Annotated in this window: 17 protein-coding genes; 8 read left to right on the top strand and 9 right to left on the bottom strand. The window is 63.9% G+C overall.

Translation table 11 applies throughout. The features are described from left to right. Positions 1-30 precede the first annotated feature (30 nt). From NLM31_RS17900 to NLM31_RS17925, 7 genes are all read right to left on the bottom strand, one after another. Positions 31-1,581, bottom strand: coding sequence for an efflux transporter outer membrane subunit (locus NLM31_RS17900; RefSeq protein WP_254196220.1), 1,551 nt, complete (start codon positions 1,579-1,581; stop codon positions 31-33). 13 nt (positions 1,582-1,594) lie between these two features. Next, on the bottom strand, positions 1,595-4,846 hold the full coding sequence (locus NLM31_RS17905) for an efflux RND transporter permease subunit (RefSeq protein ID WP_254193094.1): 3,252 nt from the start codon (positions 4,844-4,846) through the stop codon (positions 1,595-1,597). 46 nt (positions 4,847-4,892) lie between these two features. Next, entirely contained in the window at positions 4,893-6,095 is a 1,203-nt protein-coding gene (locus NLM31_RS17910; RefSeq protein WP_254193095.1) for an efflux RND transporter periplasmic adaptor subunit, read from the bottom strand. Between the two features lie 388 nt (positions 6,096-6,483). Next, entirely contained in the window at positions 6,484-6,606 is a 123-nt protein-coding gene (locus tag NLM31_RS43035) for a hypothetical protein (RefSeq protein WP_256561419.1), read from the bottom strand. 118 nt (positions 6,607-6,724) lie between these two features. Further along, the gene (locus NLM31_RS17915; RefSeq protein ID WP_254130623.1) at positions 6,725-7,450 is read right to left on the bottom strand and encodes a response regulator; all 726 of its coding nucleotides are present in this window, start codon (positions 7,448-7,450) and stop codon (positions 6,725-6,727) included. Then, complete coding sequence (locus NLM31_RS17920; protein ID WP_254193096.1) at positions 7,443-9,026, bottom strand: DUF4118 domain-containing protein; 1,584 nt, start codon at positions 9,024-9,026, stop codon at positions 7,443-7,445. The genes NLM31_RS17915 and NLM31_RS17920 overlap by 8 nt, the downstream gene beginning before the upstream one ends. Before the next feature lie 238 nt (positions 9,027-9,264). Continuing rightward, positions 9,265-9,855 carry a hypothetical protein gene (locus tag NLM31_RS17925; RefSeq protein ID WP_254193097.1) on the bottom strand — a complete coding sequence of 197 codons (591 nt, stop codon included), beginning with the start codon at positions 9,853-9,855 and terminating at the stop codon, positions 9,265-9,267. Positions 9,856-10,298: 443 nt separating this feature from the next. Here NLM31_RS17925 and NLM31_RS17930 point away from each other — a divergent pair, with 443 nt between their 5' ends. Further along, entirely contained in the window at positions 10,299-11,924 is a 1,626-nt protein-coding gene (locus NLM31_RS17930; RefSeq protein ID WP_254193098.1) for an outer membrane beta-barrel protein, read from the top strand. Between the two features lie 70 nt (positions 11,925-11,994). After that, on the top strand, positions 11,995-12,720 hold the full coding sequence (locus tag NLM31_RS17935; protein WP_254193099.1) for an outer membrane protein: 726 nt from the start codon (positions 11,995-11,997) through the stop codon (positions 12,718-12,720). Positions 12,721-12,956: 236 nt separating this feature from the next. Here NLM31_RS17935 and NLM31_RS17940 read toward each other — a convergent pair whose 3' ends face one another. Further along, complete coding sequence (locus tag NLM31_RS17940) at positions 12,957-13,991, bottom strand: serine hydrolase (protein ID WP_254193100.1); 1,035 nt, start codon at positions 13,989-13,991, stop codon at positions 12,957-12,959. A 284-nt stretch (positions 13,992-14,275) separates the two neighbouring features. Here NLM31_RS17940 and NLM31_RS17945 point away from each other — a divergent pair, with 284 nt between their 5' ends. The 3 genes from NLM31_RS17945 (at position 14,276) to NLM31_RS17955 (ending at position 18,278) form a co-directional block, all read left to right on the top strand. Beyond that, entirely contained in the window at positions 14,276-14,950 is a 675-nt protein-coding gene (locus NLM31_RS17945; RefSeq protein WP_254130629.1) for a response regulator transcription factor, read from the top strand. 1 nt (position 14,951) lies between these two features. Further along, the gene (locus NLM31_RS17950) at positions 14,952-16,301 is read left to right on the top strand and encodes an ATP-binding protein (RefSeq protein ID WP_254193101.1); all 1,350 of its coding nucleotides are present in this window, start codon (positions 14,952-14,954) and stop codon (positions 16,299-16,301) included. A 291-nt stretch (positions 16,302-16,592) separates the two neighbouring features. Next, positions 16,593-18,278: a tannase/feruloyl esterase family alpha/beta hydrolase gene (locus NLM31_RS17955; protein ID WP_254193102.1), complete on the top strand. Its 1,686-nt coding sequence runs from the start codon at positions 16,593-16,595 to the stop codon at positions 18,276-18,278. A gap of 72 nt (positions 18,279-18,350) precedes the next feature. Here NLM31_RS17955 and NLM31_RS17960 read toward each other — a convergent pair whose 3' ends face one another. Next, positions 18,351-19,385 carry a LacI family DNA-binding transcriptional regulator gene (locus tag NLM31_RS17960; protein ID WP_254130632.1) on the bottom strand — a complete coding sequence of 345 codons (1,035 nt, stop codon included), beginning with the start codon at positions 19,383-19,385 and terminating at the stop codon, positions 18,351-18,353. A gap of 355 nt (positions 19,386-19,740) precedes the next feature. Here NLM31_RS17960 and NLM31_RS17965 point away from each other — a divergent pair, with 355 nt between their 5' ends. The 3 genes from NLM31_RS17965 (at position 19,741) to NLM31_RS17975 (ending at position 23,403) form a co-directional block, all read left to right on the top strand. Further along, a complete protein-coding gene (locus tag NLM31_RS17965) occupies positions 19,741-20,709 on the top strand; it encodes a sugar ABC transporter substrate-binding protein (RefSeq protein WP_254130633.1) in 969 nt (322 codons plus the stop codon). 134 nt (positions 20,710-20,843) lie between these two features. Then, on the top strand, positions 20,844-22,385 hold the full coding sequence (locus NLM31_RS17970; RefSeq protein ID WP_254193103.1) for a sugar ABC transporter ATP-binding protein: 1,542 nt from the start codon (positions 20,844-20,846) through the stop codon (positions 22,383-22,385). After that, a complete protein-coding gene (locus tag NLM31_RS17975; protein ID WP_254130635.1) occupies positions 22,369-23,403 on the top strand; it encodes an ABC transporter permease in 1,035 nt (344 codons plus the stop codon). The genes NLM31_RS17970 and NLM31_RS17975 overlap by 17 nt, the downstream gene beginning before the upstream one ends. The last annotated feature ends 8 nt before the right edge of the window (positions 23,404-23,411 follow it).

Consider the following 23,411-nt stretch of genomic DNA (forward strand, 5'->3'; position numbering starts at 1 on the left):
CCATCCTACGGGCTTGGCCCGCTACTCGCATCACCGTGACGGCAACGTTGCCTCGCTGACCTTCATGACCGGAGCAGGCTTGTCCGCAAACACACATTCGCGCCAGACCGGTGTTTTACACTCGGCCGGCCAGCTGCCGCCGAGCGCCATGAACAGGGCGGCGGTGTCGGACAGGCGGGTGGCTTCCGCCTGGACGCGGGTGATGGCGGCGTTGAAATAGGCCTGCTGCGCGTTCAGCACCGTGACCTGGGTGATCTGTCCCAGCACGAGCTGCTTCTGCACGATGTCGAGGCTCGCCTTCGCCGCGGTCTCGGCCTTGATCGCCGCTTGCACCGCGCGGGCGTCGGCCTGCAGGGAACGCAGCGCGTCGGCGACGTTCTGCAGCGCCGTGATCACGGCCTGGCGATATTGCGCCTCGGCCTCGTCGAGGGCTGCTTCCGCGGCCTTCTGCTTGTGATAGAGCGTGAGCCCGTCGAACAGCGGCTGCGTCGCGCTCGCGGCCACCGTGTAGAACAGCGTGCCTTGCGTGAACAGCTGCGACGCCTTGAAGGCGCTGGTGCCGGGATTGCCGGTCAGCGTCAGATTCGGCAGCCGCGCCGCGATGGCAACGCCGACCTGGGCGCTCGCCGAATGCAGATTGGCTTCCGCCGCACGCACGTCCGGCCGTTGCGCGACCAGCGTGCTCGGCAGGCTCACCGGCAGGTTGGCAGGCAAGGTGAGGTGGCGGAGATCGAATTTCTGCAACACCTCGTCGGCGGAGAACTGCCCGGCGAGCGCGGTGAGGAGGTCGCGCTGCACGGCGAGCTGCTTCTCCAGCGGCGGCAGGGTCTGCTCGGCCTGCGCCAGCGCCGTTTCCTGCGTCAGCACGTCGACCTGCGCGGCCTGGCCCGCCTCGAACTGGGTCTTGAGGATGCCGAGGATGTCGCGCTCGATCTTGACGATGCGTTCGGTCGCCGCGATCTGGCCGCGCAGCGAGGCCTCCTGGATGGCGGCGGTGACGACGTTGGCGGTGAGCGTGACGTAGGCGGCCTCGAGCTGGTACTGCGCCTGCTCGGTCTGGGCGTCGAGGCTCTCGACGGCGCGGATGTTCTGGCCCCAGATATCGGGCACGAAGCTGATGTTGAGCTGTGCGGTGTGCAGCGTGTAGCGCGACTGCGGCGAGTCCACCGGGTTAGACGTCGCCATGTTGGAGATCTGCTGGTCGGACGGCATGTAGTTGACGCCGATTTGCGGAAAGAACAGGCCGCGTTGCGCCAGCGCGTTGAAATTGGCGACGCGGATCGCGGCCTCCGCCGATTGCAGCGACGGATTGTGCTCGACCGACAGGCGGATCAGCTCGTTCAGCGGCTGCGACCGGAACGCCGCCCACCAGCGCGGCGGGATGTCGGCGCCATTGACGAATTGCTGCCGCGGCACGCGCGGGCCCTCGGCATCGACCCGGGGCGAGGCGAGCGGCTCCGGCGTGTAGCGGGACACGGCGGGCGCCGGCGGCGTCTCGAAGTTCGGGCCCACCGCGCAGCTGGCGAGCAGGACGCTCGCGGCGCTGGCGAGAAGTGATTTGCGAGCCGCTCGGCTGATCATCACGCAACGCATCCTAATGGGCCACTTCCGGCGGCGAGGCCGCCGCGCTGTCCTCGTGTGCCGGCGTTCTCTCGCGCGACAGAAACACCTTGCGCAGCGCCGGCGCGACCACGAGCAGCAGCAACGGGCCGATGAACATGCCGCCGACGACAACCGTTGCCAGCGGCCTCTGCACCTGGCTGCCGATGCCGTGGGACAGCGCCGCCGGGAACAGGCCGACGCCGGCGGAGAGCGCGGTCATCAGCATCGGCCGCATGCGCTGCTCGGCACCGTGGAAGACGGCTTCCGCGATGCTCATGCCGGAGGCGCGCAGCTCGCGGAAATAGGTAATGTTGAGAATGCCGTCCATCACCGCGACGCCGAACAGCGAGATGAAGCCGATCGCCGCCGAGATGCTGAAATCGAGGCCGGCGAGATAGAGCGCGATCAGCCCGCCGCCGACCGCGAAGGGAATGCCGGCGAGCGCCAGCAGGCTGTCGCGCACCGAATTGAACAGGCTGTAGAGCAGCACGAAGATCAACAGCAGCGTCACCGGCACCACGACCATCAGGCGTGCCTTCGCGGCTTCCAGATTGTCGAACTCGCCGGACCAGATGATGCGGTAGCCCGGCGGAAGCTGGACCTTGTCCGCGACGCGGGCTTGCGCCTCCGCCACGGTGCCGCCGAGATCGCGGCCGCGCACGCTGAACTTGATCGGAATGTAGCGCTGGCTGCGCTCGCGGTAGATGAACAGCGCACCGGTGTCGAGCGTGATGTCGGCGAGCTCGCTCAGGGGGATATAGGCGTTGGTTCCGGATGGCGTCGAATAGGCGACCTTGAGATCGCGCACGGCGTCGATGCTCTGGCGGAACTTTGGATCGAGCCGGACCGCGACCGCAAAGGAGCGGTCGCCCTCCAGCACATTGGTGGCGATGGTGCCGCCGAGCGCGGCCTGCACCACCGCGGTGATGTCGCCGGTGTTGAGGCCGTAACGGGCAGCTTTCTCTCTGATGATCTTGATGTCGAGATTGGGCTGGCCCACCAGATGGAAAACGCCGAGATCGGCGACGCCGCGGACGTCGCGCATGACGTCCATGATCTTGGTCGCGGTCTGCTCGAGCACATCGAGGTTCGGACCGATCACCTTGACCGAATTGGCGCCCTTCACGCCGGACAGGGCTTCTTCGATGTTGTCCTGGATGTATTGGGAGAAGTTGAAGGTGACGCCGGGCAGCTCCTCGTCGAACTCCTTCTGCAGCTCCTCGGTGAGCTTCTCCTTGGTCAGGCCCTTCGGCCATTCGTCGAACGGCTTGATCGGCGCGAACAGCTCGACATTGGAGAAGGGCGAGGCGTCGCTGCCGTTGTCGGGCCGGCCGTGCTGCGAGACCACGGTGATGATCTCGGGATGACGAAGCAGGATGTCGCGCATCTTCCGCGTCGCCTCGGTGCCGGCGTCGAGCGAGATGGTCGGCGGCATCGAGGCGCGGATCCAGAAATTGCCTTCCTCCAGCGCCGGCAGGAATTCGCTGCCGAGCCGGCTTGCCGCAAGCGTCGAGATCGCGAGGAAGATCCCGCCCGCGATCAAGGCGAGCTTCACGCTGCCCAGCGCCCAGCGCAGCACCGGCGTGTAGGCGCGGCGCAGGCACCGCACGATCGCCGTCTCGGTCTCCTCGATGTGTTCCGGCAGCAGCAGTGACGCCAGCACCGGGGTCACCGTGAAGGTCGCCAGAAGCGCGCCGGCGAGCGCATAGCCATAGGTGCGGGCCATCGGTCCGAAGATCTGGCCCTCGACGCCCTGCATCGTGAACAGCGGCACGAAGGCGGTCACCGTGATCGCGGCGGTGAAGAACACCGCCTTGTCGACCTGCAGCGCGCTGACGAAGATCATCCTGAGCCGCTCGGTCCAGCGCGCCATGGTCGGCTGGCCGTGGGTGGGGGCGGTCGGATCGGCGCCCCAATAGCCTTCGGCGAGATTTTGCAGGACGCGCGCGCGACTGTCCGGGCTCGACTGGAAGTTTCGAAAGATGTTCTCCATCATGATCACGGCGGAATCGACGATGATGCCGAAATCGACCGCGCCGAGCGACAGCAGATTGGCGTCCTCGCCCTGGAGCACCAGGATGATGATGGCAAAGAACAGCGCGAAGGGAATGTTGGCGGAGACGATCAGCGCGCTGCGGAGGTCACCGAGGAACACCCACTGGATGATGAACACCAAGAGGCAGCCGAACACGAGGTTGTGCAGCACCGTGTGGGTGGTGACGCCGACCAGCGATGAGCGGTCGTAATAGGGCACGACCTTCACGCCCGGAGGCAGCGTGCCATCGCTGTTGATCTTGGCGACCTCTTCCTCGACCTTCGGGATGATCTCGTTGGTGTGCTGGGTGCGGCCCATGACGACGATGGCGGCGGCGATGTCGTCCTGCTTGTCCTTGCCGGCGATGCCGAGCCGCGGCACGAAGCCGACCGAGACCTTTGCGACATCCTTGATCTGGATCGGCAGCCCGTTCGACTGGGTCAGCACGATGTTCTCGATATCGGTGACCTTGTAGCCCTTGGTGACGTCGTCGGCGCCGCCGGAATCGATCAGGCCGATGCCGCGGATGTTGACGGATTGCTGGCCGATCGCGATCTCGCGGCCGCCGACATTGACGTTGGCGTTGCCGAGCGCGGTGACGAGCTGCGGCACGGTGATGTTGTAGACCTCGAGCTTTTGCAAGTCGGCATCGACGTTGAACTGCTTGGTGGTGCCGCCCCACGAGTTGATCTGCACCACGCCCGGCAGCGTCATCAGGCGGCGGGTGACGACATAGTCCTGCAGCGTGCGTAGGTTGGTGAGGCCGAAATTCGGCGGGCCGACCAGCTGGTAACGGTAGATCTCGCCGACCAGGCTCGACTGCTGGATGGTCGGGACCTGGTTGCCCGGCAGCGTGATGTTCTGCTGGATGCTGTTGGCGGCCTGGGTCAGCGCGAAATAATAGTCGACGCCGTAGCGGAAGGTGACGCGGACGAAGGACAGACCGTAGAACGAGGTCGAGCGGATGTTGACCACGCCCGGCGTCGGGTAGAGCCCGACCTCCATCGGGATGGTGTAATACTTCTCCATCTCCTCGGCCGAGAGCCCCGGCGCCTGGGCCGTGATCTCCAGGATGACCGGCGCGGGATTGGGATAGGCCTCGATGTTCAGCTTGCTGAAGGCGGCCAGTCCCGCCGCGCAGAACACGACGAGGCCGAGCACGATGATCGCGCTGCGGGTGAGGCCGAAGGTGAGGATGCTTTTGACCACGATCTCTTGACTCAGAACCGGCGCGCCGGGGCGATCGACGCCTCGATCAGCCCGTGACCGCGGTGGCGAATTTGTTCGAGAGGAAGATCGCGCCGCTCGAAGCCACCAGCTCGCCGGGCTTCAGCCCGTCGAGGATCTGGTACCAGCCGTCCTGCGCGATGCCGACCGTGATGCTGCGCCGTTCGAAGCGGTGGCGGTCGGGCGTCACCCACACCGTCATGGTGCCGTCGCCCTCGCGCACCACGGCGTCCGCAGGCACGGCGACGGACTGTTTCGGTCCCTCGGTCTCGATCGAGAAGCCGGCCAGCATGCCGGCGCGCAGCTTGTGGGCGGGATCGTCGATCACGGAGCGGACCAATTGGCGGTGCGTGGTGGGATCGATGTTCAGCCCGAGCGTCGTCACGTGGCCGCGAAACACCTCGCCGGGATAAGCGGGGACACTGACGGCGACGGACTGGCCGATGCGGTAGGACGGCGCGTCGGTCTCGATGACGTTGGCGACCATCCACATCGTCGAGAGATCGGCGAGCGAGTAGGGCGCCGGCGCATTGCCGGGCTGGACGTAGAGACCGGGTGCGGCGTTGCGCGTGACGATCTGGCCCGCGATCGGGCTCGGCACGATCAGGATGGAATCGACCTTGCGATCGGCGACGATGCGATCGATCTCCTCGTCGGTCTTGCCGAAGATGCGCACGGCGTCGCGCGCGGCCTTGTAATTGCCTTCGGCCGTCTGCTGGTCGGAGATCGCCTGGTCGACGTCCTTCTGCGCGCCGCCGCCGGTCTTCAAGAGCTGTTTCACGCGCGTCAGCGTGCGGCCCTGCAGCTCCAGCACGCCGGCCGCGGCCAGCAGCGTGGATTCAGCCTGCAGCAAATCGGGGCTGTCGATGGTGAACAGCGTCGCGCCCTTGGCGACGGTGTCCCCGACGTTGAAGAAGGTGTCGACGATCTTGCCGGGATTTGGCGTGAACACCTGCACCAGCATGTTCTGGTTGAAGTCGATCGAGCCGACGGCCTGCTTGACGACGCGGAAGGCGCGCGGCTCGGCGGCGAGCACCTTGAACGCGTCGGCCTGCTTGTCGGTCATGGTGATGGTTTGCTGCGCGATATCGACGTCGCTGGCGGCTGCCGGCTGCTCCGCCTTGGCGGAGCGCAATTCGCCGGTGTGCGTCAAAAACCAGGCGCCGCCGGCGATGGCGGCCATCGCCGCAATGCTCGCCGTCATGCCCGCATGCTTGATGCGAAATGCCATCACAGAGCCCCGTTTGATCCGCTTCGGATGTCCGTGCTCTCGATCGGCTGGACCACTGCGCAATGCGCGCGGCGTGAAGCGATCGCGGCGGACGGAATCTTGTTAGCAAGCCCAACTGACGTACACCTGACAGTGCGACGTCACCGTGGTTGCCCCAAAACAGTATTAGCGGTCTGCTGATCTGGTTTCGATAGAAGGAGCGGGGGATATAAATACAGAAATGATAGCGCCGGACGCGCGCCGATGCCCGATTGAACAAAAGCCGGTCGATTGCACAGCGCCGCTGCCTGCGCCGCCATCATGCGGTGGCGTGGATCGGTCGTTGATCCGCGGCCGATCACATCGCGTTGAAGTGGTCGGCCTCTTGCGTTCCCGGACGCGGCAACGGTCAGGTCCGGTCGCGCGTCCGCCAGACGAAGATGACGAAAATGGCGACAACGACGGCGCCGGCGAGCATCCAGTACTGGCCTTCGAAACCGAAAATACTGAATTTCTGAACGAGGAAGTCCACCGCATCCGCCCCTTTGTTGTGCAAGGTAGGCGGTTTGCGCGGGGAAATATATTATTTCTTTACAGGCGTGGCGCCGCGCCGTGCATCGGTGATCTGCGTGTCCGGGAAGGGGCCGGCATCAGCCGACCCGATCGGCGACGGGCACGGGATCGAAGCGGTTCTGAAGCCGGTAACCGACGCCGGATTCCGTGATCAACAGGCGGGGCTGGTTCGGGTCGCTCTCGATCTTCTGGCGCAGCTTGCGCACGAGAATGCGCAGGTACTGGATGTTATCACGCTGATTGCCGCTCCAGATCTCCTTGAGCAGCTGGTCGTGGGTGACGACGAGGCCGACATGCATGGCGAGCACGTGCAACAGCCGGTATTCCTTCCGCGTCAGGCGAACCAGGCTCTGGTTCAGCGACACCGTGCGCGTCACGAGGTCGACCGAGAGCGGGCCGGCGACGACGACCGGATTCTCCGTCGCCGATTTGAAATAGCGCCGCAGCGCGGCTTCGCTGCGTGCGAGAAGCTCGGCCATGCCGAACGGCTTGACGACATAATCGTCGGCGCCGGCCTGCAGCAGCCGCACCTTGTCGTCTTCGCCCGCGGCGACGGAGAGAATGATGATCGGGATGTTCGACCAGGCGCGGATCCGTTCGAGCACCTCGGCGCCGTGAAGGTCCGGCAGCGCCAGGTCGAGAACGATGAGGTCCGGCGCGCTGAACGTCGCGATCTTCAGGGCTTCGGTCGCGTTCTCGGCTTCGAGCACGACAAAGCCGTTGAGCTCGAAACCGGCGCGCAGAAAGCGCCTGATCTTCGGCTCATCGTCGATCAGGAGGACCACGTTTGCCGGCTTACTCATGGAAGGCCATCGTTTCGGGAGAGGATGCGGTGGCGGGCAGGGCGATGGTGACGACGGTCCCTTGCCCCTGTCCCCGGCTCTGAACCGAGATCGTTCCGCCATGGGCGTGCACAAAGGTCGATGCGATCCAGAAGCCGAGGCCGGAGCCGGGCACGGAGGCCTGGTGCCGCGCCCCGCGAAACGACCGGCGCCCGAGCTTTCCCTGCTCGTCCAGGGTGATGCCGACGCCCTGGTCGGAGACGCGGATGATCAGGCGGTCCGGCTCCGACCTGACGTCGACGGATATGGTCGAGCCGGATGGCGAATATTTCGCGGCGTTCTCGAGGATCTGGCCGCAGGCTTCCTCGATCAATCCGGAATCGAGATGGAGCAGCGGCAAATCATCGGCAAAGGTGATTTCAATCCGGTGCGCACCGAGCCGGCGTCCGCGCCGTCTGGCTGCGCCATTCACGATATCCCTCGGGTCGGCCCATTCGAGGCGCGGGCTCAGCCCGCCTGCGGTGACGCGGGTCGCGCTCAGGAGGTTTCTGATATAGCCGTCGAGCTGGGCCGTCTCATCGGAGATCGCGTCGACCAGCGCGCGCATGCGGGGGGCGCTGCGGATCGCGGGAATCGAATCGAGAACGCTTGCCGATCCCTGGATCGCAGCGAGCGGCGAGCAGAGTTCGTGAGACAGCGTGCCGTGGAAGGCGTCCCGCAGCAATTGTCCCTGCAGGTGCAGCCGCGCGCTCTCCATGGCCTTGCCGATGTCCAGACGTTGCAGCGTCAGGGCCGTCTCATCGAGAATGGCCTCGATCCGGCGCGTCCGGGTCGCGATCGCCTGTTGCGGGCCCTGTCCGATATTGACCGCGATGACGCCGTGAATGGTGTCGTCGGAGGAGATCGCACGCAGCAGCCAGAGCTCGCTTCTGGTCTCGTCGACGATGGTCCGCGACATCGGTCCGACACCGGAATTCATGGCGGCAGCACCCGATTGCACCGTCGGAGGCGCAAAGCGTGAATCCGGTGGCTCGATGTGGCCATCGGACGTCGTCACGAAGAAGGTGGCGGGATGGCCGAAGGCGAGCGCGAAATGCTGCTGAATGGCCGCGATCAGGTCGGCGATGGTAAAGCAGGACGCGAGCCTCCGCGAGAAGTCGTAGAGCGCCTGCATGTCCTTCTCGCTCCGACGGAGCCGCTCGGTCTCCTGGCGCAGCCGGGATGCCAGATTGCTGCTGACCAGCGACACGATCAGGAACAGCAGCAGATCGACCGCCTCTTGCGGATCGTCGACACGAAAGCTGTAGAGCGGGGCGAAGAAGAAGAAGTCCGCGGCCGCCATGGCCGCGATCGATGCCACCATGGCAGGCCAGATGCCCCACCTGGTCGCTGCGAAGATCACGGGGATGAGATAAGCGATCGGTACCAGGCTGGTGGCCACGTTCCGGCTGAAGGCGAGCAGGGGCGCCGTAAACAAGGCAACGCCGAGCACCGACAGCAGAAGAGGCGACACGGTGCGCCAAAGCGCGCGCGGCCGCCGATGCTCGTCCGCCGCCACGAGGCGGCCGGCTCCAACGTCAGGTCTGGTCGTCCGCATGCTCGCCGTTGAAGGCATGCGGCCAAGTGGGAGATTTACAATCAAAATACGTGCGTGCCTTCAGGGAAGGACATCAATGATCCCTGCGAGAGCCCGTCGGCACCCCGCAGCGGATCACGTCAGGGCGCAAATCCACCCCGCGATGTCGTCAACTTACCCAGCAGGCCAACGATGGGCCGAATTGGCGTAGAAAATCTATGTCGTTGAATGCGGGCGGAAATAAAAAAGTAATAGCCGTTCAGCTCCGTAGATCTACGGAGTCGAGCAGCATGCTTGCATATTGAAGAGCGCGCCGCTCGCCCGACAACTCGGGGCGCGACGCGTGATAAAGGCCGGGCTCGTCATGCGATCGGCTGGCGGGAGGCGCGAGCGTGGCAATGGCGGCTGCGCTGATCTGCTTCGGCGGATAAAGGTAGAAGTCCATCAGCGGCATGTGCGACCCGTGAGCGTTGCGCCGGAGCACGTCACGCGCGCTCTCGCCGGCGACCGGATAGATGGCGTTCCAGCCGGCAAAGCTGCTCGCCAGGATTTCCAGCGCGAGAATCGTGCTCGCGATCTGGACAAACCCTTCATTGGCTTTCTTGGCGCTACGCGTGGTCGAGGCCCTGCGCAGCACTTGCCGAAGCTCGTTGTGGCGCTCGATCAGGGGGCCCATGCGAAACTGCCAGAGCATGTTCGGTAGCGACGCGAAGCCATGAACCTCATGATAGGATTCGATCAGGCTGCGGCATTGCCCCATCAACGTCCCGGGCAGGAACGAGAGGTCAGTTGCGGTATCGTCCCGCGAGGGACCATCTGCGACGCCCGCAGCATGAGTCACGGCTTCCATGGTCGAACCTCGCAAAGCAGAGTCTAGTCCGTACGAGAAGACTAGCGAGTCCGGCCATAAATCTTCGATCAACAATTCCGCGCTCGGGCGTAGCAAAAAGATAGCCGCGGTGGGTCGCGTGATCGCATTTGCGCTCAAGTCGAGCAGACACTTCGGACGACTATGTCGAAAATGACACAGCGCGAGGGAAACGTTTGCGCCGCGACATCATTCGTCCGCAAAATGTTAATGATTTCGCTGAGGCCTTGAGCAAACGGCGCGGGCAATTGATGAGTATGCGTGCAAACGACGGAGCAGCGCGTCGTTGCGCTATTTTATTTTAATGAACGCGCGCGGCAATCCGTATCGCCTTTTTCTGCGCCGCGCACGAAGGATGACGCCAAGCTTAACCAAACCGAAAGAGCGCCTTGAAGGCGTCGGTACCAACAGCTTGGGGCAATATGATGAGAAAGTATCTTCTGGCAGGCGCATCGCTGGTCGCGATGATGGGGATGGGCGGCGCCGCCAATGCGGGAGACACACTTCCGCCGACAGGCAAGACGTTCTGCGACCCGTACAAGAATTACGGCTGCCTGGACTCCTATCTCGGCAGCGACTTCTTCACCCGGTTCATCAACTATTACCGTCTCGAATGGGGCAAGGACTCAGCGCCGTCCGATCCCAAGGCGCCGGCATCGCGCCGCGACGCCTGGCCGGCGACGCCGCAGAGCATTCCGCCGATGCCGTTCAGCGAATGGCCCTATGGCGGTACGACCAGCATCGGCGTCACGCGTCCGAATTCGGTCGACAGCCCGTTGATGAGTGCGCTCGGCAATACTTCGGTCGGACAGGCGATGAACGATTCGCACATCCAGGTGTATGGCTGGATCAACGCGGGCGGCAACCTCAGCAACAACACCGTTCGCGGCGGCAACTCGCCGGCAGCGTACGACTACAATCCGAATACGGTGCAGCTCGATCAGGCTGTGGTCTACATCGAGCGCCTGCCTGATACGGTGCAGAAGGATCATGTCGATTGGGGCTTCCGTATCGCGCCCATCTATGGCGAGAATTATCGCTACACGACCGCGTACGGCCTGTGGAGCAACCAGTTGCTCCAGCAGAACAAGAATTACGGCTACGACATGCCGATGGCCTATGGCGAGGTCTTCATCCCGTACCTTGCCGACGGCCTGCTGCTCCGCTTTGGCCGCTACATCTCGATCCCCGACATCGAGGCACAGCTCGCACCGAACAACTATATGTATACGCACTCGATGACGTATACGTTCGACAATTACACGAACACGGGCATCAACGCCTCGCTCTCACTCAACAAGAACTGGATGATCCAGGGAAGCGTCTCCGTGGGAACGGAAGCGATGCCCTGGCATGTGGGCGCCAAGATTCCCAACGCGAACCCCAATCCATTGTTTCCCGACACGACCATGCTGAAGGATCCCGGCGCCCAACCCTCCTTCAGCGCCGGCGTCCGCTATGTCACCGACAGCGGCAAAGACGGCGTCTACGTCGTCGCGAACGGTATCAACAACGGCACCTGGGGCTACAATAACCTCCAATGGTACGGGTTGACCTACTATCACAAGTTCAACGACCAGTGGCACATCTCGTTCGAGACTTATAACGAGCACCAGAACAACGTTCTCAATCTCGACAATCCGGCTTCGGTCGCGCTCGTCGCGAGCGGAACACCGTTCTCGCTCGACGTGATGCCGTGGAATGCGCCGTTCGGCGCGCATTGCGGCAACACGACCCAGTTGTCGTGCACCGCCTCGGTGCAGACGTTCCTGACCTATGTGAATTACAGCCCGACGAAGCTCGACAACATCTCCTATCGCCTGGAATGGTTCGACGACAAGCAGGGGCAGCGCACGGGTGTAAAGACACGTTACGTCGAGACCGGTCTGGGCTGGCAGCACTGGTTCTCACCGCAGATCGAGATGCGGCCCGAAGTGTCGATCTACCGTGCCCTGGATGCACCAGCGTTCAACGGTAATGCGAACCTCGGCATCCCGCCGAACAAGAAGACTGCCGTCATCGGTTCGGCCGACATCATCATCCACTTCTGATCCTGCGCGCGGGCCGGCGCTCGGAGCGCGCCGCCCGCATCGCGGGGCACACATTCGACAGGGGCAAACCATGAAGAAACTCATTCTCTCGACCGTCGCATTCTGCGCATTGGGGGCGATGTCGCCGGCACTCGGCGCCGATCTGCCGATCTACGGCAAGGCGCCACCGCTCGCGGCGCCCGCTTACGACTGGTCCGGCTTCTACGTCGGCGTGTTCGGCGGCTGGGGGCTCGGCAATCACAACGTCAACAACGCGACTGGTCCGGCGGGCTTTGCCAATTTCACCGCGAACTACGAATCGACCGGTGGCCTTGGCGGCGGCGAAGTCGGCTACCAATGGCAGAGCGGGAGCATTGTGGTTGGCGTCGAGGCGGACGGCTTCGGCTCGAACATCAAGGGCGGTGATAATTTCGCGCTCGGCTGGGACGACGCGACCAAGCTCGGCTGGGGCGGTACGCTGCGGGCGCGCGGCGGCATCGCGGTCGATCGGCTGTTGCTGTTCTTCACGGGTGGTTGGGCCTATGGCGAGCTGACCCACACCAACACCAATCCAGGCTTTGGCGTCGACACGTTCAAGGCGACGCGCAGCGGTTTGGCTGCCGGCGGCGGCATCGCCTATGCGATCACCGACAATCTGATCGGGAAGTTCGAGTATCGCTATCTCGATCTCGGCACTTTCCACCGCGACGCGCCGACCAACGGTGCGCTGCCTTATACGGTCGCCAACACCTATTCGGTCGTGACACTCGGACTCGATTTCAAGTTCGGTGGCAACGCGGTCGTTGCCAAGTACTGACGCGCCCAGGGGGAGGAGAACATGACCGCTAAACGGCCGGCTCGGATAGTCGCGACGATGATCATTCTAGCAGGGCTCGGCGCTTGCCTTGCCGGTTGCGTGAGCGATCTCGGCGCGACCGCGGCAGGTTCATCCGATACTCACCAGATGCGCTATTACGGAGGGCCAAAATATCCGATGTGGCCGAGTCAGTGAACGGACTCGTCCGGCCCCGGTCGTGGGGCCGGGCGTGGGAATTACCGCACCAGGTCCAGCGCCAGTGCGGGATGATCTCCCGGCATGACCGAGCCCAAGATGGTCTTGGCCAGCGGCATTCCGGCATCGGAGGATGTCAGCACGACGATCGCATCGCGTGACTGAAGGTTGGCCATGGCGAGCGCGCGAAATCCGGGATTGCTGCCCCAGTGCCAAATCGCGACCGGATGGTTCTTTTCCTCGAGTCCCCAACCAAGCCCCCAGGAAAGATGTGGTGCGGAAAGTTTCCGCGGATCGCGCGTGATCGACGAGAGCAATTGTTCGTCGTTGAGGACCGCGGCCATGAAGCGGGCATAGTCGTTCGCCGTGGTGTAGAGGGAGCTGGCGGCGATCTCGTAGGGAAAGCGGAGCTGGCGCGGCGAGCCCGCAACGAGCTGTGTTTGGATCGCCGGCGTCAGTTTGAATGCGGTATTGGTCAGTCCAATCGGTGCAAACAGCTCCTGCTCCGCCAATTGCTGCAGCGGCCGGCCGGTCAGGGTTTCCAGCATGCGTTGCAGCAGCACGTAGCCTTCGCCGGAATATTGCCAGCACGTGCCTGGAGCAGAAGTCTGGGTCAATGGCCCATCGGAAGCCCAATTGGGAAACCCGGCGCCATGGGACAGCAGCAAGCGCGGCGTCACGGTGCGCAAGACGTCGACCGCTACCGTGTCGACGATCGGAGCGGCCTTCAAAGCGAAGAGGTTTTGGCGGTGTTGATATCCGTCAGGAAATATCTCGCTGAGCGGATGGTCCAGCGAGAGTTCTCCTCGCCGCGCCAACCGGAGCACGACGTAGGCGACAACCGGCTTCGACAGCGACGCCGCTTGAAAGACAGCATCGGATCCGGGATTCGCTCCACAGCCGGAGGCCGACAGCGCGCGCGCCTCGTGCCCATTTCTCAACATGGTGGCCGACACGGCGCAGACGTGTCCCTCGGACGCCAGCCTCGCCACCTGATCATCAAGATCGTCCGCATGGCCACGACCGGCCAGCGCCAAGGTTGCGCAAGAAGCCAACAGAAACCCGCGTCGATCCATGGGACCCTTCCGTTTCCGGCAGATGACTTCGTCGCGTGCCGGGTCGTTCCTGCACCGTATCGCATTCGAATTGCGCCATCCTGGTGACCGATCCTGCTGCGATCGTCGTTCGGTGGATGTTCGCGTTTACCAAGCTTACGTGGATCTGACAGCGAAGGCCTGATGCCCCCAAGCCGGCGCGCATTCGCTTTTTGCTGGCGAACCCGGCCGAATGGTGGAAAAAGCAGCGATATGATCTCAATTGCGGTGGCGGCGGCCACCGGCTGGATATCGAGCGTCAAGCAATGCGCCTTCTGATCGTCGAGGACAATGCCGAGCTGTCGCGGCTCGTGGCCAGCGGGCTGGCGGCGGCCGGCTACGAGAGCGACATCGTGGGCAGCACCGAGGAGGCGCGCGAGGCGGTGCACAATGTCAACTATGCCGCAATGATCCTCGATCTCGGCCTGCCGGACGGCGATGGCCTGTCGGTGTTGCGCGAGCTGCGGCGGCAGATGGAACCGCTGCCGGTGCTGGTGTTGACCGCGCGCGGCGGCGTGCAGGACCGCGTCAACGGCCTGCGCAGCGGCGCCGACGATTACCTGGCGAAGCCGTTCGCGATGGAGGAGCTGGTGGCGCGGCTGGAGGCGATCCTGCGCCGTCCGGGCCAGCTGCTCGGCCGCTCGCTGCGGCTCGCCAATCTCGTCTACGACACCGAAAGCCGCCAGATCTTCATCGACGACAAGCCGCGGATCATCTCGTCGCGCGAGACCTCGGTGCTGGAGATCCTGCTGCGCCGGCAGGGGCGGGTGGTGCCGAAGAAGAACGTCGAAGATCACATCTTCGGCCTCGAGGGCGAGGTCGCCTCCAACGCGGTCGAGGTGTACGTCTCCCGGCTGCGCAAGCAGCTCACCGAACATGGCGCCAAGGTCGTGATCCACACCATCCGCGGCGTCGGCTACATGATGGCCGAGGAGAAATAGCGTGGGCGCCGCCGGGTCATTCGCCAGGCCGTCGTTCAAATCGCTGATCTCGCGCATCGTGTTCTTGCACATCATCGCGATCGCGGTGGTCGCGATCTTCCTGCCGCTGGTGTTGTTCTGGCTGTTGAACTCGGAGATCGACCAGCTGCATCGCGCCGCGATGCGGGCCCAGGCCGTGACCCTGGCCGAGCGCATCGCGGTCCAGCCCGACGGCAAGGTGACGTTCAATCTGCCCGACAGCCTGCGCGGTCTCTATTCGGAAGCCTATGGCCGCTACCAGTACGACATCCGCGATGCCGACGGACGCCTGCTGTTCTCGTCGCACAAGAAGACCGGTAGCGTTGAATCGGAGTCGATCTCGGGCGCCGACGTGACCCAGACGATCGGCGACACCACCGTCCGCATTCAGGTGGCGGAAGACCTGTCGCATCGCGACGTCATCACCGACGACATCGTGTCCAACTTCTTCCGCCGGGTCGGGTGGATCACCATTCCCATCCTCCTGATCCTGCTCGCCATCGACATCTTCATCTTTCGCCGCGCGATCGCGCCGCTCTGGATGGCCTCGGAGGAGGCCAGCAATATCGGCCCGTCGCGCACCGACATCCGGTTGCCGACGGAGCAGATTCCGCGCGAGATCATGCCGCTCGTCACCGCCGTCAACCAGGCGCTGGATCGTCTCGAGGACGGTTTTCGCGTGCAGCGCCAGTTCACGGCCGATGCCGCCCATCAACTGCGCACGCCGCTCGCGATCCTGCGCACGCGGATCGAGACGCTCGGCGACGGCGCGGCGAAGCAGGCGCTGCATGACGATATCGCGGGCATGAGCCGGATCGTCGCCCAGCTCCTGGAGATCGCCGAGCTCGACACGCTGGTGCTCGATCCCGGCGAGACGGCCGATTTGCGCGCCGTGTGCGCCGAGGTGGTCGGCGCGATCGCACCGTTCGCGATCGCCCAGCAGAAGGACATCGCGCTCCGGGGCGCCGACGCGCCGGTGATGATCCACGGCAATTTCGAGATGCTCCAGCGCGCAGTCTTCAACCTCGCCGAAAACGCCATCAAGTTCACCGCGAAGGAGACGTCGGTGGACGTCGAAGTCGGCGACGATGGCTCTGTGCGCGTGCGCGATTGCGGTCCGGGCGTCACGGAAGCCGAACGTGAGCTGATCTTCCAGCGCTTCTGGCGCAGGGATCGCCAGCGCAGCGACGGCGCGGGCCTCGGCCTTTCGATCGTGCGCGGCGTCGCCGACGATCACGACGCGACAGTCGCAGTGGACAATCTCCCCGGCGGCGGCGCCGAGTTCACGCTGCGGTTCAGGCTGGCGGACAAGGCCGTCTCAGCGCCCGCCTAGAGCGGAACGCATTATCCGACACATACGCGTGCAACCGCGCCAGCCCTTCCGGCAAACGGAAGCAGGGGACATGGAGCTCGCCGCTCCGTGGGATCGCCCTCGCATTTTGCGAGAAGCGCGACGAGATCCTGTGCTCGCCTCTTCCAGACGTCATGAAGTCGTGCCATTCTAGATTGTGGGTTAGCTTGGCGCAACTAGAACAAAAACAATTGGGGTAGGCAGATCATGCATCGTCAATCTCTCATCGGCGCGGTCGCAGGTGTTCTTGTCACGGCTGCTGGGAGCCCCGCGATGGCGACGCAGTGCACAGGCTTGCAATCGCTCGCGCTTGAGCAGACCACCATCACGTCGGCGACCGATGTCATTTCCGGCACTTTCGCCATTCCGGGCACCAACCCGGTGCAGTACCTCACGGGATTGCCGACGTTTTGTCGCGTCACGGCGACGATCGCGCCCACGACCGACTCGTCGATCAAGATCGAGGTCTGGTTGCCGGAGAGCACATGGGGTGGGCGATTTCTCGGACTTGGAAGTGGCGGGTTCGGCGGCTTCTTCGACTACGGCGCTCTCGCCTTGCGTCTCAAGGCCGGATACGCGGTCGCCAACACCGGTCTCGGCACCGGGGTCTCGGGGTGCACCAACAATTTCTGCGGATCCAACGGCAATCAGGGCAACGCGCTTGCGATCGCGTTGGGGGAGCCGGCCAACCCGACCACTGGTCTTTATGGGCACCCGGAACGGATCACGGATTTCGGTCATCGCGCGATCCACTTGATGACGGTGCAGGGCAAGGCGATCACCGCAGCGTTCTATCAACGAAACGCCGACAAGAGCTATTTCTTCGGTTGCTCGACCGGCGGCCAGAACGCGTTGATGGAAGCGCAGCGCTATCCAGATGACTACGACGGCATCGTGGCCGGCGCGGCGCCCTTCAACCGCTCACGATCGTATGGATCAACGCCCTACGGGTGGCAGGTCGCGCATGCGAATCCCGGAAGACTCATGCAGACCGGCCAGATGTCATTGATCAACAAGGCGGTCCTGGCGCAGTGCGCCGGCCGGGATGGTGGAGTCAAGACCGACCAATTTTTGTCGGATCCGCGCGACTGCCACTTCGATCCAAAAGTCCTGCAATGTACGGGCGGCAACCTCCCGCCTGCGTGCCTGACCGCCGAGCAGGTCACGAGGATGCAGAGTTACTACGCCGGCGTCATCGACCCCGTAAATGGCGACGTGGTCTTTCCTGCGTATTCGCGCGGCACCGAGATTGAAGACATCAACGCTCTCGGCATCATGGCAAAGCAGCAGCTTCCGGAGCCGCTCGCTGACGGCCCCTTGTATTGGGTGTTCGGTCCAAGCTTCGGCCAGCCGGGCAGCGCCATCAATTACACGAATTTCGACATCCACCGCGATCTCAAAGCCGTCGACGACCAGCTCGCCGAGCCGATGAACGCCAACAGTACCGATCTCAGCGCGTTCCGCGCCCATGGCGGCAAGCTGATCATGTACCATGGTTGGGCGGACCAGGGTGTCGCCTCGCAAGTCAGCATCAACTATTTCAATGCGCTTGTGGAGCACGACAGGCACGATTTCGAACATTCGCGGCATGGCGCAGAGGAGGTACGGTTCGATGAGAGGGACCGCAGGCGATCCGCGCTCGAGAGGACCCAGAGCTATGCCCGGCTCTACATGGTCCCCGGCATGCATCATTGCACTGGCGGACCCGGTCCCAACTCCTTCGTTCTGCTTCCATCGCTCGTGAATTGGGTCGAGAACGGCACGGCGCCGGATGCGGTCACCGCGACCAAATATGTCGACGACACTCCGCCCAACGTGCAGATGACGCGACCGCTTTGCGTGTTCCCGAAGATCGCGAGGTACAATGGAAGCGGCAGTACCAACGATGCGGCGAGCTTCACGTGCGTCCGCGGCGAGCATGAGTTCAACCAGAAGCCGGCACCGCAGTACGGGCCGTGACCACGACAGCGCCGAGAGGGGGCGATGAAAGGACTCTCTTCGCTACCGTCGCGCTGAGTTGCCAATCGAGCTTTATCGCGACGCGCTCGTCGCTGCCGGCTCCAATACCGGATCGGTCGAGGACTCGCGCACGACGAGCTCGCACTGAAAAAGACTGGGCTTGCCGGCCTGCGGCATCTCGCCGAGGCCAAGCAGCGAGGAGACTGCCGCGTTCGCAATCTGCGCCATCGGCTGGACGATCGTCGTGAGGCGTGGCGTGATGAGGTTTGACAGCGGAATGCCGTCAAAGCCCACGACGGACAGGCCCGCCGGAATGGGAATGCCGAGATCGTTGGCTGCGCGCAGGCAACCAATGGCCTGCTGGTCGGAGCTGGCAAAGATTGCGGTCGGACGCTCGGCTCTTGGCCTCGCGAGCAGGAAGGTGCCGGCGGTACGGCCGCTCTCATAGTCGAAGGCCGCGTTGACGAAGAGCGGTTCGATCTTCGCGCCCTTGGGCGCACGAAGCGTGCGCATGACGTCGAGATATCCCTGCAGACGATCGTCGGCGGGGCGCGAGCCGGACGGGCCGGCGATGCAGGCAATGCGGCGATGCCCGAGCTTGGCGAGGTAGTCCACTGCGACGCGCGCGCCGCCGCGGTGATCCGCTGCGACACCGGGATGATCGGGGAGGAGGCGGTCCACCGTGATCAGCGGCAGTCCCTTGGGCGCCTTGATGGCGTGAGGGCTGTTGCAGGGAACAATGATGATGCCGTCGACCTTGCGCCCGGCGAGCTGCGCCAGCCGATCCGCCTCCTTTGCGGCATCGTCGAACGAGCTCATGAAGATGACGTTGTGACCGCGATCGGCCGCGGCGCGTTCGGCGCATTGCACGAGCTCGGCGAAGAACGGATTGGTCAGGTCCGGAATGACGATGCCGATCAGCCGGCTGACCTTGCTGCGCATGCTGCGGGCGAAGGGGTCGGGCCGGTAGCCGAGCTCGTGGATCACGGCCTTGACGCGCGCGCGCACCTCCGGAGTCACCGATGGATGCTCGTTGAGCACGCGCGAGACCGTGCCCACGGCGACCCCGGCGCGCTCGGCAACGTCCTTGATTCCACGCTTTGCCATCAGGCCTCAGTGATTAGCGTGCCGGGCGGACGATCAGCAACCGGCGCTTTTCCAACGCGCTGCTCCGGAAGCGTTCCAAGCGTCCGACCAGCGGTTGGTCAGTCTTCCTGTCCATTTGGAAACGGTTCATCACTATATCGATGAACTGCTTGGGGGCAAAGGGGTGAGAAGGCGCGGTGGACTCGATCCGGTTGCTCGAATACCGCGTCAAATGCAGTGCGAAATGGTCGGTTCGCGCGTGCACAAACGCTGGTGGCTTGAAACCCGCTTCCAGTTCTGATACCCAAAATTTGGAAACGTTTCATCGCGCCGCCACAATGGCCGGCACAAGAAAACGTTCAACAGGGAGGTGGAAATGGCGAACTCGACGCGCAAATCCGGAATCAGCCGCCGTCAGATCGTTCTGGCCGGCGCTGCAGGTACGATCACCATCATGTCCGGCGTTCGCCCGACATTTGCCGACGGCAAGCCGAAGGTCGGCCTGGTCATGAAGTCGCTCTCCAACGAATTCTTCAAGCAGATGCAGGCCGGCGCGGACAAGTTCGCCGCCGAGAACAAGGACAAGTTCGACTTCAAGGCCGTCGGCATGAAGGACGAGCGCGACTTCGCCGCCCAGGTCGACGCGGTCGAGAACTTCGTCACCCAGAAGTACGACATCATCGTCGTTGCTCCTGCCGACTCCAAAGCGATGGCGACGCCGCTCGCCAAGGCCATCAAGGCCGGCATCACCGTCGTCAATATCGACGTGCCGCTCGATGCAGGCGCCAAGAAGGCCGCGGGCATCGATCTCGCCTTCTTCGGTCCCGACAACCAGGCCGGCGCCAAGCTGGCCGGCGATGCGCTTGCCAAGGCGCTCGGCGCGGGCGGCAAGGTCGTCATCCTCGAGGGCAATCCCGAGGCCGATAACGGCAAGCAGCGCAAGCAGGGCTTCATGGAGTCGATCGCCGAAGGCAAGCTCCAGCTCCTCGACAGCAAGACGGCGCATTGGGAGACCGAGGAAGCCAACACGCTGATGACGAACTTCCTGACCAAATATCAGGACATCCAGGGCGTGATGGCCGCCAATGACTCGATGGCGCTCGGCGTCGTCAAGGCGCTCGATGCGACCGGCAAGAGCGGCAAGATCAAGGTCGTCGGCTTCGACAACATTCCGCCGGTGCAGCCCCTGATCAAGAGCGGCAAGATGCTTGCGACGGTCGAGCAGTTCGGTGCCCAGATGGCCGTCAACGGCATCAAATACGGTCTGCGCCAGCTCGCCGGCGAGAAGTTCTCGGGCTGGATCAAGACCGACGTCAAGCTGGTCGAGGCCAAGGACCTCGCATAGTTCGGTCGTTCGCTTCTGTGATCTGATCCATCGGGACGCCTGCATCTTGCCGGCGTCCCGATTTTGGCGAAGATCATCTTCGCAAGCTTATCTTTGACCGCGACGGAGAGCGCGCCCTCATGCAAGGCGATGAGTTGAGCCGTCCTCGCGCCGAGCCGATTGCGGAGGCCGAGAGCCCGATTCTCAAGCTGCAATCGGTCGGCAAGCGCTTTCCCGGCGTCGTGGCGCTGCGCGACGTCTCCTTCGAGATCGGGCGTGGCTCGGGACACGTGCTGCTCGGCGAGAATGGCGCCGGCAAGTCCACCCTCATCAACCTGCTTGGTGGTGTGTTGCAACCGGATGACGGATCGATCTGGTTCGATGGCGCGCCCTACCGCCCGACTTCGCCGATCGAGGCCTTCAAGGCCGGGATTCGCATCGTGCACCAGGAACTGCATCTGCTGTCCAACCTTTCGGTGGCGGAGAATCTGCTGTTCGAGCAGCTGCCGAGCCGGCGGGGCCTCGTCAATTTCCGCGACATGAACAGGCGCGCGGCGGAGCTGCTTGCAGAAGTCGGCCTCGACGTTTCGCCGACGATGGAGGTCGGCCGTCTCGGCGTCGCGCAGATGCAATTGGTCGAGATCGCCAAAGCGCTTTGCCACGAGAGCAAGCTGCTCGTGCTCGACGAGCCCACGGCGACGCTCACCGTTCGCGAGGTCGATCGTCTGTTCGCGATCCTGCATCGTCTGAAAGCCAAGGGCGTGACCACGCTCTACATTTCGCATCGGCTCGAGGAGATCTACGAGGTCGGAGATCAGGTGACGGTGCTGCGCGACGGGGCGCACGTGACCACGCGTCCGCTTGCGGGCCTCGATATCCCCGACATCGTGAAGCTCATGGTTGGGCGAACCATCACCGGTGAGGCTCCTATCGATATGGATGCACCTGTCGGCGATGAAGCGCTCGGGGTGAGCGAGCTGAAGCTGACCGACGACAGCCCGGCGATTTCGTTTTCGCTTCGCAAAGGCGAGATCGTCGGCATCGCCGGGCTCGTGGGATCCGGCCGCACCGAAATGGTTCGCGCGCTGTTCGGCGCCGACCCGAAGGCCGCCGGCACGATCCGGATCGACGGCCGGGAGGTCGACATCGCCTCGCCGAAAGACGCGGTGGCGCACGGGCTGTGCCTTGCGACCGAGGACCGGAAGGGGCAGGGGCTGCTGCTTGAGATGAGCTGCGCCGAGAACATGACCATCACCGACCTCTTGCGGGTGTCGTGGCGCGGGCTGCTCCAGCGCAAGCAGGAGAATGGCGTCGCGCAGCGGCTGGTGAAGGAGTTGCGGGTCAAGACACCGTCGATCCACCAGGCGGTCCGGACTTTCTCGGGCGGCAACCAGCAGAAGGTCGTGATCGCGAAGTGGCTGTTCCGCGGGCCCAAGACGCTGATCTTCGACGAGCCCACGCGCGGCATCGATGTCGGCGCCAAGGCCGAGATCTATGAGCTGCTCGGCAAGCTCGCGCTCGAAGGCAAGAGCATCCTGGTGGTTTCGTCCGATCTGCCCGAGCTGATGGCGATCTGCCACCGGATCCTGGTGTTCTCGAAGGGACAGATCACCGGGGAGGTGCCGCGCGCCGAGTTCGACGAGCACCGCATTCTTTCTCTCGCCTATCAGGAGTACAGCCGTGTCCGAGCAAGTTGAGCGCGCCACCGAGCGTAAGGCGCGCGTCAAATGGGACAATCTGCTGCGCATCTCGATGCGCGAGGCGGGCGTCACGGTCGCGCTCGTGCTGATCGTTCTGTTCTTCTGCGCGACCGCGCCTTATTTTGCGACGAGCGGCAACTTCCTCAAGATCTTCGTTCAGATCGCGATCAATACCGTGCTTGCCGCCGGCATGACCTTCGTCATCCTGACCGGCGGCATCGACTTGTCGGTCGGCTCGGTGCTGGCCCTGTGTACGGTCGTCGGCGCGACGATCATGACGGACGAGCGCCTTGCGGCCGGCACCTCGATCGCGCTCGCCTTCGTCGCGTGTCTCGGAACGGGCGCGATCTGCGGCGCCATCAACGGCTGGGTGTGCGAACGGTGGAAACTGCCGTCCTTCATCGTCACGCTCGGCATGCTCAATATCGCCAGCGGCCTCGCGCGCGTCGTCTCGAACAACTCCACCATCACGGGATTGCCGCAGCCCTTTGTCGAGTTCGGCAACATGATCTTCTTCGGCGTGTTCCCGTCGATCTTCGTGATCGCGCTCGGTGTCGTGCTGATCGGCTGGTTCATCCTGCGTTTCACGGTGTTCGGCCGTTTCATCTTCGCCATCGGGACCAACGAGGAGGCGGTGCGCCTGTCCGGCCACAATCCGAGTGCGATCAAGATCGCCGCCTTCACGATCTCGGGCCTCACCGCCGGCACGGCTGCGATGGTCTATCTGCTCCGACTCAACGTCGGCAGCCCGATTGCCGGCATCGGCTATGAGCTGAACGCGATCGCGGCCGTCATCATCGGCGGCACGAGTCTTTCGGGCGGCAAAGGCTCGATCATCGGCACGCTGGTCGGCGCCTGCATTCTCCAGGTGCTGTCGACAGGTCTTCAGCTTCTCGGCGCCGAAGACAACGTCAAGCCCATCGTGATCGGCGCCGTCATCGTGCTCGCCGTGATCCTCGATACCTATCGCAACAAATTCCTGCGCGCGATGGAGAGCCGCAGGTCGGACGGGTAAGGGCGGCT

Source organism: Bradyrhizobium sp. CCGUVB4N, assembly GCF_024199945.1.
GTDB lineage: Bacteria > Pseudomonadota > Alphaproteobacteria > Rhizobiales > Xanthobacteraceae > Bradyrhizobium.

Bases quoted from the DNA above. Each gene is read 5' to 3' on its own strand.
- NLM31_RS17900 (WP_254196220.1), bottom strand. From the start codon at position 1,581: ATGATCAGCCGAGCGGCTCGCAAATCACTTCTCGCCAGCGCCGCGAGC.
- NLM31_RS17910 (WP_254193095.1), bottom strand. From the start codon at position 6,095: ATGGCATTTCGCATCAAGCATGCGGGCATGACGGCGAGCATTGCGGCG.
- NLM31_RS17915 (WP_254130623.1), bottom strand. From the start codon at position 7,450: ATGAGTAAGCCGGCAAACGTGGTCCTCCTGATCGACGATGAGCCGAAG.
- NLM31_RS17920 (WP_254193096.1), bottom strand. From the start codon at position 9,026: ATGCGGACGACCAGACCTGACGTTGGAGCCGGCCGCCTCGTGGCGGCG.
- NLM31_RS17925 (WP_254193097.1), bottom strand. From the start codon at position 9,855: ATGGAAGCCGTGACTCATGCTGCGGGCGTCGCAGATGGTCCCTCGCGG.
- NLM31_RS17930 (WP_254193098.1), top strand. From the start codon at position 10,299: ATGAGAAAGTATCTTCTGGCAGGCGCATCGCTGGTCGCGATGATGGGG.
- NLM31_RS17935 (WP_254193099.1), top strand. From the start codon at position 11,995: ATGAAGAAACTCATTCTCTCGACCGTCGCATTCTGCGCATTGGGGGCG.
- NLM31_RS17940 (WP_254193100.1), bottom strand. From the start codon at position 13,991: ATGGATCGACGCGGGTTTCTGTTGGCTTCTTGCGCAACCTTGGCGCTG.
- NLM31_RS17945 (WP_254130629.1), top strand. From the start codon at position 14,276: ATGCGCCTTCTGATCGTCGAGGACAATGCCGAGCTGTCGCGGCTCGTG.
- NLM31_RS17955 (WP_254193102.1), top strand. From the start codon at position 16,593: ATGGCGACGCAGTGCACAGGCTTGCAATCGCTCGCGCTTGAGCAGACC.
- NLM31_RS17960 (WP_254130632.1), bottom strand. From the start codon at position 19,385: ATGGCAAAGCGTGGAATCAAGGACGTTGCCGAGCGCGCCGGGGTCGCC.
- NLM31_RS17965 (WP_254130633.1), top strand. From the start codon at position 19,741: ATGGCGAACTCGACGCGCAAATCCGGAATCAGCCGCCGTCAGATCGTT.